This window comes from Arthrobacter sp. TMS2-4 (genome assembly GCF_054511075.1).
In genome coordinates this window covers 367,746-381,902 of the sequence record NZ_JBTNDI010000002.1, presented here as the reverse complement: position 1 = coordinate 381,902, position 14,157 = coordinate 367,746, and the positions used below count along the sequence as shown (strand labels likewise).

At 71.3% G+C, this 14,157-nt stretch carries 13 protein-coding genes; 1 reads left to right on the top strand and 12 read right to left on the bottom strand.

Annotated features, from left to right (window positions below; translation table 11 throughout):
- Positions 1-17: 17 nt before the first annotated feature.
- The 12 genes from ACX80F_RS04865 to ACX80F_RS04810 form a co-directional block, all read right to left on the bottom strand.
- Positions 18-956 (bottom strand): hypothetical protein, encoded by a 939-nt coding sequence (locus ACX80F_RS04865; protein ID WP_459335246.1) that lies wholly within the window; start codon positions 954-956, stop codon positions 18-20.
- A 136-nt stretch (positions 957-1,092) separates the two neighbouring features.
- On the bottom strand, positions 1,093-2,286 hold the full coding sequence (locus ACX80F_RS04860) for a cation:proton antiporter (RefSeq protein ID WP_459335245.1): 1,194 nt from the start codon (positions 2,284-2,286) through the stop codon (positions 1,093-1,095).
- A gap of 9 nt (positions 2,287-2,295) precedes the next feature.
- Complete coding sequence (locus tag ACX80F_RS04855; RefSeq protein WP_459335244.1) at positions 2,296-2,778, bottom strand: cation:proton antiporter regulatory subunit; 483 nt, start codon at positions 2,776-2,778, stop codon at positions 2,296-2,298.
- A 100-nt stretch (positions 2,779-2,878) separates the two neighbouring features.
- The gene (locus ACX80F_RS04850; RefSeq protein WP_459335243.1) at positions 2,879-3,976 is read right to left on the bottom strand and encodes an NAD(P)/FAD-dependent oxidoreductase; all 1,098 of its coding nucleotides are present in this window, start codon (positions 3,974-3,976) and stop codon (positions 2,879-2,881) included.
- A gap of 34 nt (positions 3,977-4,010) precedes the next feature.
- Positions 4,011-5,249: a glycine C-acetyltransferase gene (locus tag ACX80F_RS04845; protein WP_459335242.1), complete on the bottom strand. Its 1,239-nt coding sequence runs from the start codon at positions 5,247-5,249 to the stop codon at positions 4,011-4,013.
- Positions 5,250-5,264: 15 nt separating this feature from the next.
- Positions 5,265-6,308 carry an L-threonine 3-dehydrogenase gene (gene tdh / locus ACX80F_RS04840; RefSeq protein WP_459335241.1) on the bottom strand — a complete coding sequence of 348 codons (1,044 nt, stop codon included), beginning with the start codon at positions 6,306-6,308 and terminating at the stop codon, positions 5,265-5,267.
- A gap of 118 nt (positions 6,309-6,426) precedes the next feature.
- Entirely contained in the window at positions 6,427-7,332 is a 906-nt protein-coding gene (locus tag ACX80F_RS04835) for an aminoglycoside phosphotransferase family protein (protein ID WP_459335240.1), read from the bottom strand.
- A gap of 115 nt (positions 7,333-7,447) precedes the next feature.
- Positions 7,448-8,962, bottom strand: a complete 1,515-nt coding sequence (gatB, locus tag ACX80F_RS04830; RefSeq protein WP_459335374.1) for an Asp-tRNA(Asn)/Glu-tRNA(Gln) amidotransferase subunit GatB — start codon at positions 8,960-8,962, stop codon at positions 7,448-7,450.
- On the bottom strand, positions 8,962-10,467 hold the full coding sequence (gene gatA / locus ACX80F_RS04825; protein ID WP_459335239.1) for an Asp-tRNA(Asn)/Glu-tRNA(Gln) amidotransferase subunit GatA: 1,506 nt from the start codon (positions 10,465-10,467) through the stop codon (positions 8,962-8,964). The genes gatB and gatA overlap by 1 nt, the downstream gene beginning before the upstream one ends.
- Positions 10,468-10,470: 3 nt before the next feature.
- A complete protein-coding gene (gene gatC, locus ACX80F_RS04820; protein ID WP_104168350.1) occupies positions 10,471-10,767 on the bottom strand; it encodes an Asp-tRNA(Asn)/Glu-tRNA(Gln) amidotransferase subunit GatC in 297 nt (98 codons plus the stop codon).
- Between the two features lie 41 nt (positions 10,768-10,808).
- The gene (locus ACX80F_RS04815) at positions 10,809-11,393 is read right to left on the bottom strand and encodes a GNAT family N-acetyltransferase (protein ID WP_459335238.1); all 585 of its coding nucleotides are present in this window, start codon (positions 11,391-11,393) and stop codon (positions 10,809-10,811) included.
- Positions 11,390-11,605, bottom strand: a complete 216-nt coding sequence (locus ACX80F_RS04810; RefSeq protein ID WP_459335237.1) for an Hsp20/alpha crystallin family protein — start codon at positions 11,603-11,605, stop codon at positions 11,390-11,392. Before ACX80F_RS04810 ends, ACX80F_RS04815 begins: the two co-directional genes overlap by 4 nt.
- 811 nt (positions 11,606-12,416) lie before the next feature.
- Here ACX80F_RS04810 and ACX80F_RS04805 point away from each other — a divergent pair.
- Positions 12,417-14,105 carry an HNH endonuclease gene (locus ACX80F_RS04805; protein WP_459335236.1) on the top strand — a complete coding sequence of 563 codons (1,689 nt, stop codon included), beginning with the start codon at positions 12,417-12,419 and terminating at the stop codon, positions 14,103-14,105.
- Positions 14,106-14,157: the final 52 nt, after the last annotated feature.

Below are 14,157 nucleotides of genomic sequence, written 5' to 3'. Positions count from 1 at the left end.
GTCACGACGTGGCGGCATCACGCGTCCCTCCCGACAAGTCGTGCTGATCGGCGACGACCGTGCCCGGCGTCCCCCTGCCGATCATCGGCGTCTTCCCCTTCCCGTGCCGGTGTCGCGCAGGATCGAGGCATGCAGCGGAACAGCAGCAGAGCGGTCGCTGCGCCCAGCACTGTCAGTCCTGCCCAGAGGGGCAGCTCGGCTCCGGATCCCACCCCCTGGCGGGCGACTTCGACGCTCGCGGCGGCGAGCGTGAGGGTGTAGACGGTCCCGCCCACGCTCATGACACCGGCCAGCACCCAGCCGGATGCGCGGCGACGCGCCAGCCAGACGGCCGCGAGGAGCATGGGCGGCACGATGAAGACGAGATCGATGACGAAGACGACCCCGGTCGGGTGACCGGAATCCAGGATCGGCTGGGGGACCTCACCGGTGGCGAGGTAGCTGAGGGACATCCCGCACCACAGGATGCCCGGACCAGCAGCGACGGCGCTCGTGTAGGCGATGGCGACAGCGCGGGCCGCGGTCCCGCCCATCCCCTCACCGAGCCGGCGAAGATCGAGGCGCGTCACGGAGAGGAGCAGGGCATACAGGGGTAGCCCGAACGATGCGACGTACAGCAGGAAGAACTGGTTGAACGCCGCGGCCACTGCATAGAACAGGTAGGCGTACATCGTGTAGAAGAGCATGCCCAGCCACAGCATCCGGCCACGCGGGGACCCCCTCACCTCCAGGACCAGCCCGAGGAGCAGCAACGGGACGGCGACCACGAGGGTGACCATGTCCTGCCCCCGGAACGTGGCCGTGATGAGGTCGTTGTCGCGGTAGAGCCAGTCGGTGGCGAGGACTCCGCCCGCTGACGAGGACGCCATGGTGATGGCGGCGAGAACGGTCAGCAGGTAGGCCACCCGAAGGTCGGATCGTCGGGCGGTCGTCGGGAGGTGCCCGGGGTTCCTCATTGTGCTCTCCCCGTGAGGTGTGGACAGGCGGAAGACGATGTCAGCAGACCATCCCGCGTCCCGGCCGCGGTAGGGCCGAAGGGCTCGGGCGCGGAGGTGCCCTGCCGTGCACGGACCGGGCCCCGGCTCGCGCGGATCAGGTTGCGGGGACCGTCCGCCGACCCTGCTTCAGGAGGCGTCCGGCGAGTTCGGTCGCCGGTTCGGCGATACGCGCCAGCACGGGCCCGAGCACGGCCATGATCAGCACGTACGTCGTTGCGAGGGCGGCGATCTCGGGGATCACGGCGCCGGAGGTCACCGCAAGCCCCGCGATCACGATCGAGAACTCCCCGCGCGCCACGAGGGCCGTGCCGGCACGGGCCCGCCCCAGGCGTCCGATGCCCTGGCGGCGGGCAGCCCACCAGCCGGTGGCGATCTTCGTCGCCGTCGTGACGAGGGCGAGGAGCAGCGCGACCCCGAGCACCGGGGGGATGGTCGCCGGGTCGGTGTTGAGCCCGAAGACCACGAAGAAGATGGCGGCGAAGAGGTCCCGCAGCGGTTCGAGGAGGCGGGCGGCGTTCTCCGCCGTCGCGCCGGAGATCGCGATGCCGAGGAGGAACGCCCCCACGGCCGCCGAGACCTGCAGGGCGGAGGCCACGCCCGCGACGAGCAGGGCCGCCCCGATGAGCGTCAGGAGGAAGACCTCGCGGTCCTTGCTGTCGACGACCGCCGAGACCGCGTTCCCCCAGCGCAGCGCGACGACGAGCACGAGGGTGACGACGAGGAGGGAGACCCCGACCGTGCCGAGTCCGCCGGCGAAGCTGAGCCCGGCCAGCACCGCGGTGAGTACCGGTAGGTAGACGGCCATCGCCAGGTCCTCGAACACGAGGATCGCGAGGACGGTGGGCGTCTCCCGGTTGCCGAGGCGGCCGAGATCGCTCATGACCTTCGCGGCGATCCCCGAGGAGGAGATGTACGTGACGCCGCCCATCACGAGAGCCGCGACCGGCCCCCAGCCCAGGATGATGGCGACGAGGGCGCCGGGCGTGAAGTTCAGGACGAGGTCGACGATCCCCGCCAGCCAGGACTGGCGCATCCCCGTGACGAGTTCCTTGGCCGTGTATTCCAGCCCGAGCATCAGCAGGAGCAGGACGACGCCGATCTCACTGGCCACCTCGCTGAACTCGATGACCCCGTCGAGCTCGAGGAAGCCACCCTGCCCGAAGAACAGGCCGCCGAGGAGGTACAGGGGGATGGGCGAGAGCCCGATCCGGCCCGCAAGCCGCCCGAGGACCCCGAGGAACAGGAGAATCGCGCCGAGTTCGATCAGGGTGAGGGCGGTCGTGTGCATAGGCGGCGATCAGCCGTTGCGCAGGATGGCTGCTGCGGCGTCCAGGCCCTCCGTGGTTCCCACCACCACCAGCAGGTCGCCGGCGGCGAGCGTGAAGTCGGGGGTGGGTGAGGCCTGGACCTGGCCGGAGCGGAGTACGGCGACGAGTGACGCGCCGGAGCGCGAGCGCATCCTCGTGTCACCGAGGGAGCGGCCGTCGAAGGGCGATCCGTGGTCGATGTAGAACTGGCGCGTCGAGACGCCGGGGAGGTCCCGGTGTTCCTCCGTCAGCTGGGCGACGAGCTGCCGGGACCCGAGGAGGTTGCCGATCGTCGCCGCCTCGTCGGGGGTCAGCGGGATGGAGGCTACGCAGGCATCGGGGTCGTTGGCCTTGGAGATGATGAGGTCGAGCTCGCCGTCGCGCTGCGAGACGATCCCCACCCTCCGGCCGGATCCGGTGACGATCTCGCGCCGCACCCCGATGCCGGGCAGGCGCGTTTCGATGACGTTCATGCGAATATCCTAGTCCCGCGTGGACTGCCCGCCGGCGGGCAGGGCGCCGATTGCGCTGCCGTTCGCTGAGGGCGTCGAGGCGCTCCCCCGCGCGCAGCCGTCAGGCCGGACGGAGCGCGGCGGCGGCCGCGTGCACGCGGTCCGGATCGGCGCCGAGGTCGGCCGGATCGGCGCCGGTGAGGAGGACGGCGGCCAGTTCGGCGATGCCCGACGACGTCTGGAACCCGTACCCGCCCTGTCCCGCGAGCCAGAAGAACCCGGGGTGGCCCGGGTCGAATCCCACCACCGGCACGGTGGTGTCCCGCTGGGTCCGCAGCCCCGTCCAGGACCGGCGGACGCTGGTGATCCCGAGGGTCGTCACAGCTGCGAGCCGCTCGATGAGGCGTTCGACGTCGCCCGGGTGCGGCTGGGCGTCCCCCGCCTCCGCCGGCTCGGACTCGGCGGGCGAGATGAGGACGCCGCCGGCGTCCGGGCGGTAGTAGAAGGACTCGTCGGCCGCCGCGACCATCGGGGACCCCGCCCGGGGCGCGTTGTCCGCCGCGACGATCGCCGCGGTCCGTCGGAACGGCACGAGTCCCTGGGGCGCGACGCCGCACAGCGCCGCGACGCCGTCGGCCCAGGCTCCCGCCGCGTCGACCACGATCTCCGCGGTGATCGGGCGGTAGCCGGCGCGGACGTTCCACGCGGAGCCGTCGTAGCGGGCCTCGGTGACGGGCGCGGAGGTGAGGATGATGACGCCGTCGTCGCTCGCGCTCCGCCGGTGGTATTCGAGCAGCAGGTCCGTGTCCGTCCCCACGCAGTCCGTGTCGATGGCGGCGGCCGCGAAGGCCTCGGGGCGCAGCTGCGGGCAGAGGTCGAGTGCCTCGGCGTGCGTGAGGCGGCGCATCGCAGGGCTGGCGTGCGCCTCGATGTCGGCCTCCGATCCGACGAGGACGAAGGACCGCGGCACGGTCAGGGGCAGCCCCGTGGAGGACTGGACGCCGTCGAGCAGGTCGAGGGTGCGCCGGGTCAGGTCCAGGACGGGGGCCGGGCCGTAGCTGGGGATCAGCTGCCGCGCCGAACGGGAGGAGGTGTGGTAGCCGAGGGTCGGCTCGGACTCCACGAGCACCACGCTGGAGAACGGCGCCAGTGCGGAAGCCAGGGACAGGCCTGCGATGCCGCCGCCGACGATCAGGATGTCGCACTCGAGGGAGCTCATTGCGTCATCCTAGGCTCGCGCACCTACCTTTCCGTCAGCCCACGTGCGCGCCCGGGGCGCCGTCGACGTCGGCCGGGCCCGCCGTCACGTCCGCGCGGGAGGCGACGAAGGCCTGGACGCAGGCCTCGATGTCCCCGGCGGTGTGCGCGGCCGAGAGCTGCACGCGGATCCGGGCGGCACCCTTCGGGACCACGGGGTAGCTGAAGGCCGTGACGAAGACGCCCCGCGCGAGCATGGCGTCAGCGGTCCGGGCCGCGAGGACGGCGTCGCCGAACATGACCGGGACGATCGCGTGCTCCCCCGCGAGCAGGTCGAAGCCCTCCTCCGTCATGCGGCGGCGGAACAGCGCCGCGTTGGCGGTGAGCGTCTCGCGGAGCTCCCCGCTGTTCTGCACCAGGTCCAGGGCGGTGAGGGTCGCGGCGACGATCGACGGGGCGAGCGAGTTCGAGAACAGGTAGGGGCGGGCACGCTGCCGCAGGAGGGCGACGATCTCCGCCCGGGCCGCCACGTAGCCGCCGGACGCTCCGCCGAGCGCCTTGCCGAAGGTGCCCGTGAAGATGTCGACGCGGTCGGCGATGCCGGCGTGCTCGGGTGTGCCGGCACCGGTGGCACCCATGAAGCCGACGGCGTGCGAGTCGTCGACCATGACCATCGCGTCATAGCGTTCGGCGAGATCGCAGATTCCCTCGAGCGGCGCCAGGTAGCCGTCCATGGAGAAGACGCCGTCGGTGACGATCAGTCGCCGTCGTGCCCCCGATGCCTCCTGCAGCTTCGCCTCGAGGTCCGCCAGGTCGCGGTTGGCGTAGCGGAAGCGCTGCGCCTTGGACAGGCGGATGCCGTCGATGATGGACGCGTGGTTCAGGGCGTCGGAGATGACGGCGTCCTCCGCCCCGAGCAGGGATTCGAACACGCCGCCGTTCGCGTCGAAGCAGGAGGAGAACAGGATGGTGTCCTGCGTGCCGAGGAACCGCGAGACGCGGCGTTCGAGCTCGAGGTGCAGGTCCTGGGTGCCGCAGATGAAGCGGACGGACGCCATGCCGAAGCCGCGCTCGTCGAGGGCCGCCTTGGCCGCCGCGATGATGTCCGGGTGGTCGGCGAGGCCGAGGTAGTTGTTGGCGCAGAAGTTCAGCACCCGGGCGTCGTCGGCCCCCAGCGCGCCGGCCGTGATGTGGCTGGACTGCGGTGAGGAGATGCGGCGCTCGTGCTTGAACAGTCCGGCACGGCGGATCTCGTCGAGTTCCCCGGCGAGCTGGTCGCGGACTGCTGAGTACATGGTGTTCCAAACCTCCTAGAGGGTGGTCCAGTCGAGGACCACTTTGCCGCTCGCGCCGCTGCGCGCTATCGCGAATCCCTGCTGCCACTGGCCGGCGGGAAGGCAGTCGGTGACCACGGACGAGACGGCGTCGCGCAGGGTCCCGTTGGACTGCAGCATGGCGCTCATCGCGTACCAGGTCTCGAACATCTCCCGGCCGTAGATGCCCTTGAGGGTCAGCATATGGGTGACCACCTTGCCCCAGTCGATGGAGATCGGCCCTGCCGGCAGGCCGAGCATGGCGATGCGCCCGCCATGGTTCATATTGTCGATCATCTCGGGCAGCGCCGTGGCATGCCCGGACATCTCCATCCCGATGTCGAAGCCCTCCTTCATGCCCAGTTCGCGCTGCGCGTCGGCGATGCGCCGGCGGCTGACGTCGATGGCCACATCAGCGCCGACGCCGCAGGCGAGGGCGAGCCGCGACGCGGAGACGTCCGTGATGGCGATCTTGCGGGCTCCCGCGTGGCGGGCGACGGCGACGGCCATCAGCCCGATGGGACCCGCGCCGGTGATCAGCACGTCCTCCCCGACGAGCGGGAAGCTCAGGGCGGTGTGGACGGCGTTGCCGAAGGGGTCGAAGACGGCACCGAGCTCGGGCGTGATGGTCGCGTCGTGCACCCAGACGTTGGTCTCGGGCACGACGACGAACTCGGCGAAGGCGCCGTCGCGCTGGACGCCGACGCTCGAGGTGCGGATGCACATCTGGCGGCGTCCGGCACGGCAGTTGCGGCAGATCCCGCAGACGATGTGGCCCTCGCCGGAGACGCGGTCCCCGATGCGGACGTCGCGGATGCCCTCGCCGAGCGCGACGACCTCGCCGTAGAACTCGTGGCCAGGGATCAGCGGTGCGGTGATCATGCCCTGCGCCCAGGGGTCCCAGCTCTCGATGTGGAGGTCCGTGCCGCAGATGCCGGTGGTGATGACCCGGATCTTGACCTCGCCCCACCCCGGATCGGGTTCGGGCCGGTCCACGAGCTCGAAGCCGGGGTGCGCCCCGGATTTGTACAGCGCCTTCACTGAACGGTTCCTTCCATGCCGCGCCTGTCCCCGACGGATCGCGTCGGGATCGTGCGGTACGAGTGCCAGGGCGGAATGTGCCCGGAGCAACAGTAACAGCGGGTGCGTGCCGGCAGGGCTACGGTGCGTCCTCGAGGACCGCTGCCAGCGTCTCGACGCCGAGGCGGAGGAACGCCGGGGAGTCGTCGGAGGATGCCGCCATGGCGCTCCCCATGCTCAGCGCCCAGCCCCTCGCCCGATCCCACGTCGCGGCGTCGACCGGACGCAGTCGCTCCGTCTCGGCGCGGAAGACGGATCGCCCGACGGCGTCGAAGTGCAGCCATGCCGCCGCGAGGTCCGTGGCCGGATCCCCGGAGCACAGGTCGCCGAAGTCGACGACGCCGGCGAGCGTGCCGTCGGGCGCGAGGACGACGTTGGCCGGATGCAGGTCACCGTGCAGCCAGAGCGGCTCCCCCGACCATCCCGGCGCGGCGAGGGCCGTATCCCAGACGCGCAGCAGGGACCCCGCGGGCACCCCGACACCCTCTGGAAGGGCCGCCAGGCGAGGCCGGACGACGCCGTCGCGCGCCGCCAGCGGACCACCGCGACCCACGGGGCTGACGGGAGCATCGGTGGGCGCCGACCGATGGAACTCCGCGAGGAAGCGCGCGAGCGGGGAGGCGGCAGAGGAGCGTGCGGCGCGCGGGACCGTGCTGCCGCTTGCGCCGTCGATCCACCGGGAGATCGACCAGTGCCACGGATATCCGGCACCGGGTCGACCGAACTGCAGGGGCGCCGACGTCGGCACGGGCAGGGTGGCGGTGAGACGCGGCAGCCACTGCTGCTCCGCGACCATCAGGGCGTCGGCGACGGCGCGCCTGGGCAGGCGTGCCACGAGGTCATCCCCCACCCGGAACAGCGTGTTGTCCCAGCCGCCGCTCACGAACCGCACCGGCAGATGGGCCAGCTCCGGCATCTGCTCGTCGAGCAGGGTGTCGACGAGGGACGGCGTGACGTCGAACTCGGCCTGGGGCATGACGGCCATGTGGACCTCCTCGGGACGCAGGGCCGGGGCGACGGTGCAGACCCGTGGGAACGTTACCCCGGATCTGCACCGCCGCCGCGGCGGCTGGCGCTAGGCACCGCCGCCGCGGCGGGAGCTACCCTTCGACGCCGAGGCGCTGCAGGATGAGCTCGCGCACGCGACCGGCGTCGGCCTGCCCGCGGGTGGCCTTCATGACGCCACCCACGATCGCGCCGACGGCCTGGACCTTGCCGCCCCGGATCTTGTCCGCGACATCGGGCTGGGCCGCGAGGGCGCCGTCGATCGCCTCGAGCAGCGGGCCGTCGTCGGACACGACCGCGAGGCCGCGCTTCTCGACGACCTCCGCGGGTGTGCCCTCGCCGGCGAGGACGCCGTCGAGCACGTCGCGGGAGAGCTTGTCGTTGATCTTGCCGCTCTCGATGAGCGCGTTGAGCTCGACGATCAGCTCGGGCGTGACCCCCAGCTCGGCGGGCTCGACGTCGGCCAGCTTGGCGCGGCGGGAGATCTCGCCCATCCACCACTTGCGGGCCACGGCGGCGGTGACGCCGGCGGCGATCGTGTCCTCGATCGAGGACATCACGCCGGCGTTGACGACGTCGCGGAACTCGGCGTCGGAGTAGCCCCAGTCGGCCTGCAGGCGCTTGCGGCGCTCGGCGGGCGGCTCGGGGAGTTCGGCGCGCAGCTTCTCGATCCAGGCGTCGTTCGTCACGACGGGCACGAGGTCCGGCTCCGGGAAGTAGCGGTAGTCGTCGGCGTCGGACTTGGGGCGTCCCGACGTCGTCGACCGCGTGTCCTCGTGCCAGTGGCGCGTCTCCTGCTGGATCGGTGTGCCGGAGTCGAGGACGGCGGCATGCCGCTGGATCTCGTACCGGACGGCGTGCTCGACGGCGCGCAGCGAGTTCACGTTCTTCGTCTCGGTGCGGGTGCCGAACTTCTCCTGGCCCTTCGGCTTGAGGGAGACGTTCGCGTCGCAGCGCACGTTGCCGCGCTCCATACGGGCGTCGGAGACGCCGAGGTTCTTGACGATCTCCCGGATCGCGGCGACGTAGGCCTTCGCGAGTTCGGGGGCCCGCGAGCCGGCACCGACGATCGGCTTCGTGACGATCTCGATCAGCGGCACGCCCGCACGGTTGTAGTCCACGAGGGAGAACTCGGCGCCCTGGATGCGGCCCGTCGCGCCGCCCATGTGGGTGAGCTTGCCGGCGTCCTCCTCCATGTGGGCGCGCTCGATCTCCACCGTGAACACGGTGCCGTCGGCGAGCTCGATGTCGATGCTGCCGTCGTAGGCGATCGGGTCCTCGAACTGGGACGTCTGGAAGTTCTTCGGGGTGTCCGGGTAGAAGTAGTTCTTCCGCGCGAAGTAGCACTTCTCGGCGATCCTGCAGTTCAGCGCGAGGCCGATCTTGATCGCGGACTCGACCGCGACGCCGTTGACGACGGGCAGCACGCCGGGCAGGCCGAGGTCCACCGGGGTCACGTTGGTGTTGGGCACGTCGCCGAACGCGTTGGGCGCGGAGGAGAACATCTTGGTCCGCGTGTTGAGCTCCACGTGGACCTCGAACCCGAGCACCGGATCGTACTTCTCCATGGCCTCGTCGAAGGACAGGACCTCATCGGTTGCAGCAGTCATCATTTACCACCTGTGATCTCGGGGGCCTGGGCCAGCAGCGGCCCGCCCCACGTGGCTTCGAGCAGCGATTCCAGGACGGCACCCACACGGTAGAGGCGCGCGTCCTTGCGGGCGGGGGCGAGGAGCTGGATGCCGACGGGCAGCCCGTCCTCGTCCGCGAGGCCCCCGGGCAGGGACAGGCCGGGCACGCCGGCCATGTTCGCGGGGATGGTGGCGACGTCGTTCAGGTACATCGCCAGCGGGTCGTCGAGCTTCTCGCCCAGCTTGAACGCGGTGGTCGGCGCAGTGGGCGAGATGAGCACGTCGGCCTGCTCGAACGCGGCGGCGAAGTCGCGCTGGATGAGCGTGCGCACCTTCTGCGCCGAGCCGTAGTAGGCGTCGTAGTAGCCGGCGCTCAGGGCGTACGTGCCGAGGATGATGCGGCGCTTGACCTCGTCGCCGAAGCCGGCCGCGCGGGTGGCGCCCATGACGCGCTCGATCGTGGGCATGCCGTCGGGCACCACGCGCAGGCCGAAGCGCACGCCGTCGTACTTGGCCAGGTTGCTGGAGGCCTCCGACGGCATGATCAGGTAGTAGGCGCTGAGCGCGTACCGGAAGTTGGGGCAGGAGACCTCGACGATCTCGGCGCCCGCCGAGCGCAGCAGTTCGAGCGACTCGTGGAAGCGCGTGAGGACGCCGGCCTGGTAGCCCTCGCCCTGGAGCTCCTTGATGACGCCGATGCGCATGCCCTCGACCTGGCCGAGGCGGGCGGCCTCGACCAGGGCGCCGACCGGGTCGGTCAGCGACGTCGAGTCGTGGGGGTCGTGCCCGCCGATGACCTCGTGCAGCAGTGCGCTGTCGAGGACGGTGCGGGACACGGGACCGATCTGGTCGAGCGAGGAGGCCATGGCGATCGCGCCGTAGCGGGAGACACCACCGTAGGTCGGCTTCACGCCGACGGTGCCGGTGACGGCGCCCGGCTGGCGGATGGAGCCGCCGGTGTCGGTGCCGAGCGCAAGGGGTGCCTCGAACGCGGCGACGGCGGCCGCGGACCCGCCGCCGGACCCGCCGGGGATGCGGTCAAGATCCCAGGGGTTGCGCGTGGGTCCGAACGCGGAGTGCTCGGTGGAGGAGCCCATCGCGAACTCGTCGAGATTCGTCTTGCCCAGGATCGGCATCCGCGCGGCGCGGAGCCTGCGGACCACGGTGGCGTCGTACGGGCTCTGCCAGCCCTCGAGGATCTTCGACCCGGCCGTGGTCGGCTGGCCCTTGGTGACGATCAGGTCCTTCACGGCGATCGGGACGCCGGCGAGCGGGTGAAGGGTATCGCCGTCGGTGCGGGCCTTGTCGACCCCGGCGGCGACGAGCAACGCCTCGTCGGTGTTGACGTGCAGGAACGCGTTGATGGCGCCGTCCACGGCCTCGATGCGGTCCAGGTAGGCCTGCGTCGCCTCGACGGCGGAGACCTCCTTCGCGGCGAGCTTCTGCGAGAGGGCGTCGGCGGAGAGGTGGATCAGGTCTGTCATGGGTTACTCCCCGTCCAGGATTGCAGGGACCTTGAAGCGGCCGTCGGCGTTGTCGGGAGCGCCGAGGAGGGCCTCCTCGTTGCTGAGGGTCTCCCCCACGACGTCGTCGCGGAACACGTTGCTCAGCGGGATCGGGTGGCTCGTTGCGGGGACGTCGTCGCCGGCGACCTCGCTCACACTCTTGATGGAATCGACGATCACCGCGAGTTCCCCGGCCATGCGGTCGAGCTCGTCGTCGGTCATATCGATGTGGGCGAGCCGCGCAAGGTGCGCGACGTCGTCCCGGTTGATCTCGGCCATGGATCTCCCCTGGAAGTCGGAGGTGGGTATCTGCCTCCAGTCTAGTGCTGGCGCGTGCGGCGCCCGGCACCAGCGGGGGCGGCGTCCGACGACGGCGCAGCGTGCGCCTCCAACGGCAGGCGGAAGACCCAGAGCAGGATGTCCTCGTTCGGGACCTCCCAGTCACGGCCCGGAACGCGGACGAAGCCCATCGACTCGTAGAGGCGGTGCGCCCGCACCATGTCGGAGCCGCTCGTCAGGCTCACGGCCTCGATGCCGGGGAGGGTGCGGGCGTGCTCGATGATGCGCTCCACCATGGCGCGGCCCACGCCGCCGCGCTGCACGGCCGGATCGACCGCGAGCATCCGGAACTCCAGCTCACCTTCGACGGCGATGTCGGTGTACCGCTGGCCAGCGAACGTGAGGGCGACCGACCCGACGATGACGCCGTCGCGCTCGGCCACCCAGACCTCGGCGTGCTCGGCGCGGTGCTCGATATCGGCCAGGACCGCCATGTACGGGTGCGCCTCGTCGGTGAAGTACCCGGCGTCGAGGTACGCGCCGCGCGTGATGCGGCGGACGTCGTCGTAGTCCTCGGGCTGGACGGGCCGGACGGTGATGCGGGCGTCGGAGGGTGCGGTGGTCACGGCCTCATTTTGCCACGCGGCGACACCGCCGGGACGCCGTCGTCCCGGCGGGCGCCGGCCCTGCTGATGGTGCTGGTCAGCCCCGCCTGATGGGGAGCTTCCTGGGAGGGCCGGCAGCGCGTTGCATCATCCGGAAGCGGCGTCCTGACGTCCAGGACGCCGTCGGTGTAGCTCGCCCGGATGTCCTCGTCCTTCACGCCGTCGGGGAGCACGATGTCACGCCGGAAGCCCGATGCTGCGGGCGCTCGACCGGGTGCACCTGGCCCCCGGTTTCACCTACTCCGAGCGCGACGCCGGGACCAACGGGATGGGGCTGGCGCTGGCCGACCGTTCCCCGGCCCTGGTGCGCGCAGGAGCATTACAGCACCCGTCTTCGACCCGGCCAGCGGGACCCTCAAGGGGTGCGTCAACATCACCACCTGGTCCGATGCGTCCGCCGAGTGGTTGCTGGCCCTCGCGCAGTCGGCGGCCGGGAACGCCACGGCCCTGATGCTCGGGCCGTCGCAGGGCCGACGTCAGAAGCAGGGCCCCAGAGTTGGCGTGTTCCGACTGCGGCGCGACGGCCTGGAACCCGCCGCCGGGACCCCCGCGGATCGACGTGCGGCATCTGCCCGCCCACACCCTGGGGCGGTGCGGCACGCACCTGAGCCGGATCGAGACGCTCGAACGCGACGAGATCGTTTGATGCCTGGCGCAGCCGGGGGCCACGGTGACTGCCGCCGCGGCGGGAGCTCGGCATCAGCCGCGCGACCATCTACCGCCGGATCGCCCGGCTGGGGATCACGCCTCCGAGGTGATCCGGCGCGTCCCGGCGGAAGCTTGTGTCCTCGCGATCGGAGGTCGAAAGGCGCCGTTCGTTCGTCGCGTCCTTACTCACTCGATCGACGGCATCCGGCGCTCACCACAGCGCCGGCGGAATGCATGGTCGGACGAGCTTCCCCAGCTGCAATCCACGGAGATTTCCCGTGCAGCGACTGGCCGCGACGACCCCAATAATGTCGGTGGTGGTTGGGAGAATTCAGTATGGACAGCAGCCGGAACGCTCCTCCCGAAACCGCCGATATCGGTGGTTCTGCCGGGTCGGGTGCGGTTCCGGCCGGTCGCGTGAGTGTTGGCTGGGTGGGGGATCTGATCGACGCGATGGGCTCCCTGCCCATGTCGGCGGATGGTGCTTCGTTGATCGATGAGGTGCGTGCCCTGGAGGAGTTGAAGTCGGCGATCGCGGGTCGGCAGGCGCGGGCCGCGGTGGCGTTCGATCTGGTCCGGCGTCAGTGCGATGCCGCGGCCGGTGTCCCTGCCGTTGAGCAGGGTCGCGGGGTGGCCGCGCAGCTCGCCCTGGCCCGCCGCGAGTCCCCAGCACGCGGTGGCCGGCTGCTCGGCCTGGCCCGGGCGCTGGTGACGGAGATGCCCCACACAATGGCAGCCCTGGAGGCGGGCCAGGTGAATGAGTGGCGGGCGACCCTCATGGTCCGGGAGACGGCGTGCCTGTCCGCGGCGGACCGGTGCGCGGTCGACGACGAGGTGGCAGCGGATGCGGGCACGTTCGACGGCGCCGGGGACCGACGGCTCGTCGCCGCGGTGCGGGCGGCGGCGTACCGGCGGGACCCGAGGTCTGTGACCGAGCGGGCGAGCCGGGCGGCGGCGGACCGGCACGTGAGTCTGCGCCCGGCCCCGGACACCATGACCTACTTGACCGCCCTGCTCCCGGTCGCGCAGGGGGTGGCGGTGCACGCGGAGCTCACCCGGCACGCCGACACCCAACGCGCCAAGGGTGATTCCCGCAGCCGGGGCCAGCTCATGGCCGACGCCCTCGTCGAACGCACCACCGGCACCCCGGGCGGGTTCTCCCGGATCGAGGTGCAGCTGATCATGACCGACCGGACCCTGTTCCAGGGCGAGAGTGAACCGGCCCGCCTGCCGGGCTACGGGATCGTCCCCGCCGGCTGGGCCCGCAACCTCCTCACCCAGAAGAACGCAGGACAGCAAGCCGGGCAGCATCCCGGACAGCCGGCCGGGCGACCGGCAGGGCACCGGGCGGAGCACGCACCCGATCAGCCCACCGGGCGGCCCGGACAGGGTGCAGGACACGCGTCGAGGAGCGAAGCCGATCCCGCAGCCGATCCCGCCGCCGATCCCGCAGCCGCGCAAGCGTTTCAGGTCTGGCTCCGGCGCCTCTACACCGCCCCCGGGACCGGGGAGCTGATCGCCGCCGACTCCCGGGCCCGGCTCTTCACCACCGGGCAGCGCCGCTTCCTCCAGGCCCGGGACCACCTGTGCCGCACCCCGTACTGCGACGCCCCGATCCGGCACTACGACCACATCATCCCCTGGCACACCAACGGACCCACAAACCTCGCCAACGGGGCAGGGCTCTGCGAGGCATGCAACCACACCAAAGAACTCCCCGGCTGGACAACCACAGCACCACCCAGCAGCCTCAATCCCGACCCCGACAGCAGCCCCGGATCCGGGGCAAGGCACGGCCTCGCCATCAGCACGCCCACCGGCCACACCTACCACTCCACCGCCCCACCCCTCCCCGGCAACGGACCGAACGGGAGGGACCACGAGTTCGAGGCCGGGAGGCGCGCCGACGCGGCGCCCCCGCCCACATCGCCGGACCACGCGCCGGACCACGCGTCAGAGGATCAAGGTACACCGGCGTATTCCTCCGCGCGACGGAGCCGACGAGCCGAACTGCTCTACGCCTGACGTCCAGACTGGACGTTCGATCAACCCTCCACCGCGAGGGCCGAGTGGACGG

What these genes read in the sequence shown, in the direction of transcription:
- ACX80F_RS04865 (WP_459335246.1), bottom strand. Translation starts at nt 956, where the DNA reads ATGAGGAACCCCGGGCACCTCCCGACGACCGCCCGACGATCCGACCTT.
- ACX80F_RS04860 (WP_459335245.1), bottom strand. Translation starts at nt 2,286, where the DNA reads ATGCACACGACCGCCCTCACCCTGATCGAACTCGGCGCGATTCTCCTG.
- ACX80F_RS04855 (WP_459335244.1), bottom strand. Translation starts at nt 2,778, where the DNA reads ATGAACGTCATCGAAACGCGCCTGCCCGGCATCGGGGTGCGGCGCGAG.
- ACX80F_RS04850 (WP_459335243.1), bottom strand. Translation starts at nt 3,976, where the DNA reads ATGAGCTCCCTCGAGTGCGACATCCTGATCGTCGGCGGCGGCATCGCA.
- ACX80F_RS04845 (WP_459335242.1), bottom strand. Translation starts at nt 5,249, where the DNA reads ATGTACTCAGCAGTCCGCGACCAGCTCGCCGGGGAACTCGACGAGATC.
- ACX80F_RS04835 (WP_459335240.1), bottom strand. Translation starts at nt 7,332, where the DNA reads ATGGCCGTCATGCCCCAGGCCGAGTTCGACGTCACGCCGTCCCTCGTC.
- gatB (WP_459335374.1), bottom strand. Translation starts at nt 8,962, where the DNA reads ATGACTGCTGCAACCGATGAGGTCCTGTCCTTCGACGAGGCCATGGAG.
- gatA (WP_459335239.1), bottom strand. Translation starts at nt 10,467, where the DNA reads ATGACAGACCTGATCCACCTCTCCGCCGACGCCCTCTCGCAGAAGCTC.
- gatC (WP_104168350.1), bottom strand. Translation starts at nt 10,767, where the DNA reads ATGGCCGAGATCAACCGGGACGACGTCGCGCACCTTGCGCGGCTCGCC.
- ACX80F_RS04805 (WP_459335236.1), top strand. Translation starts at nt 12,417, where the DNA reads ATGGACAGCAGCCGGAACGCTCCTCCCGAAACCGCCGATATCGGTGGT.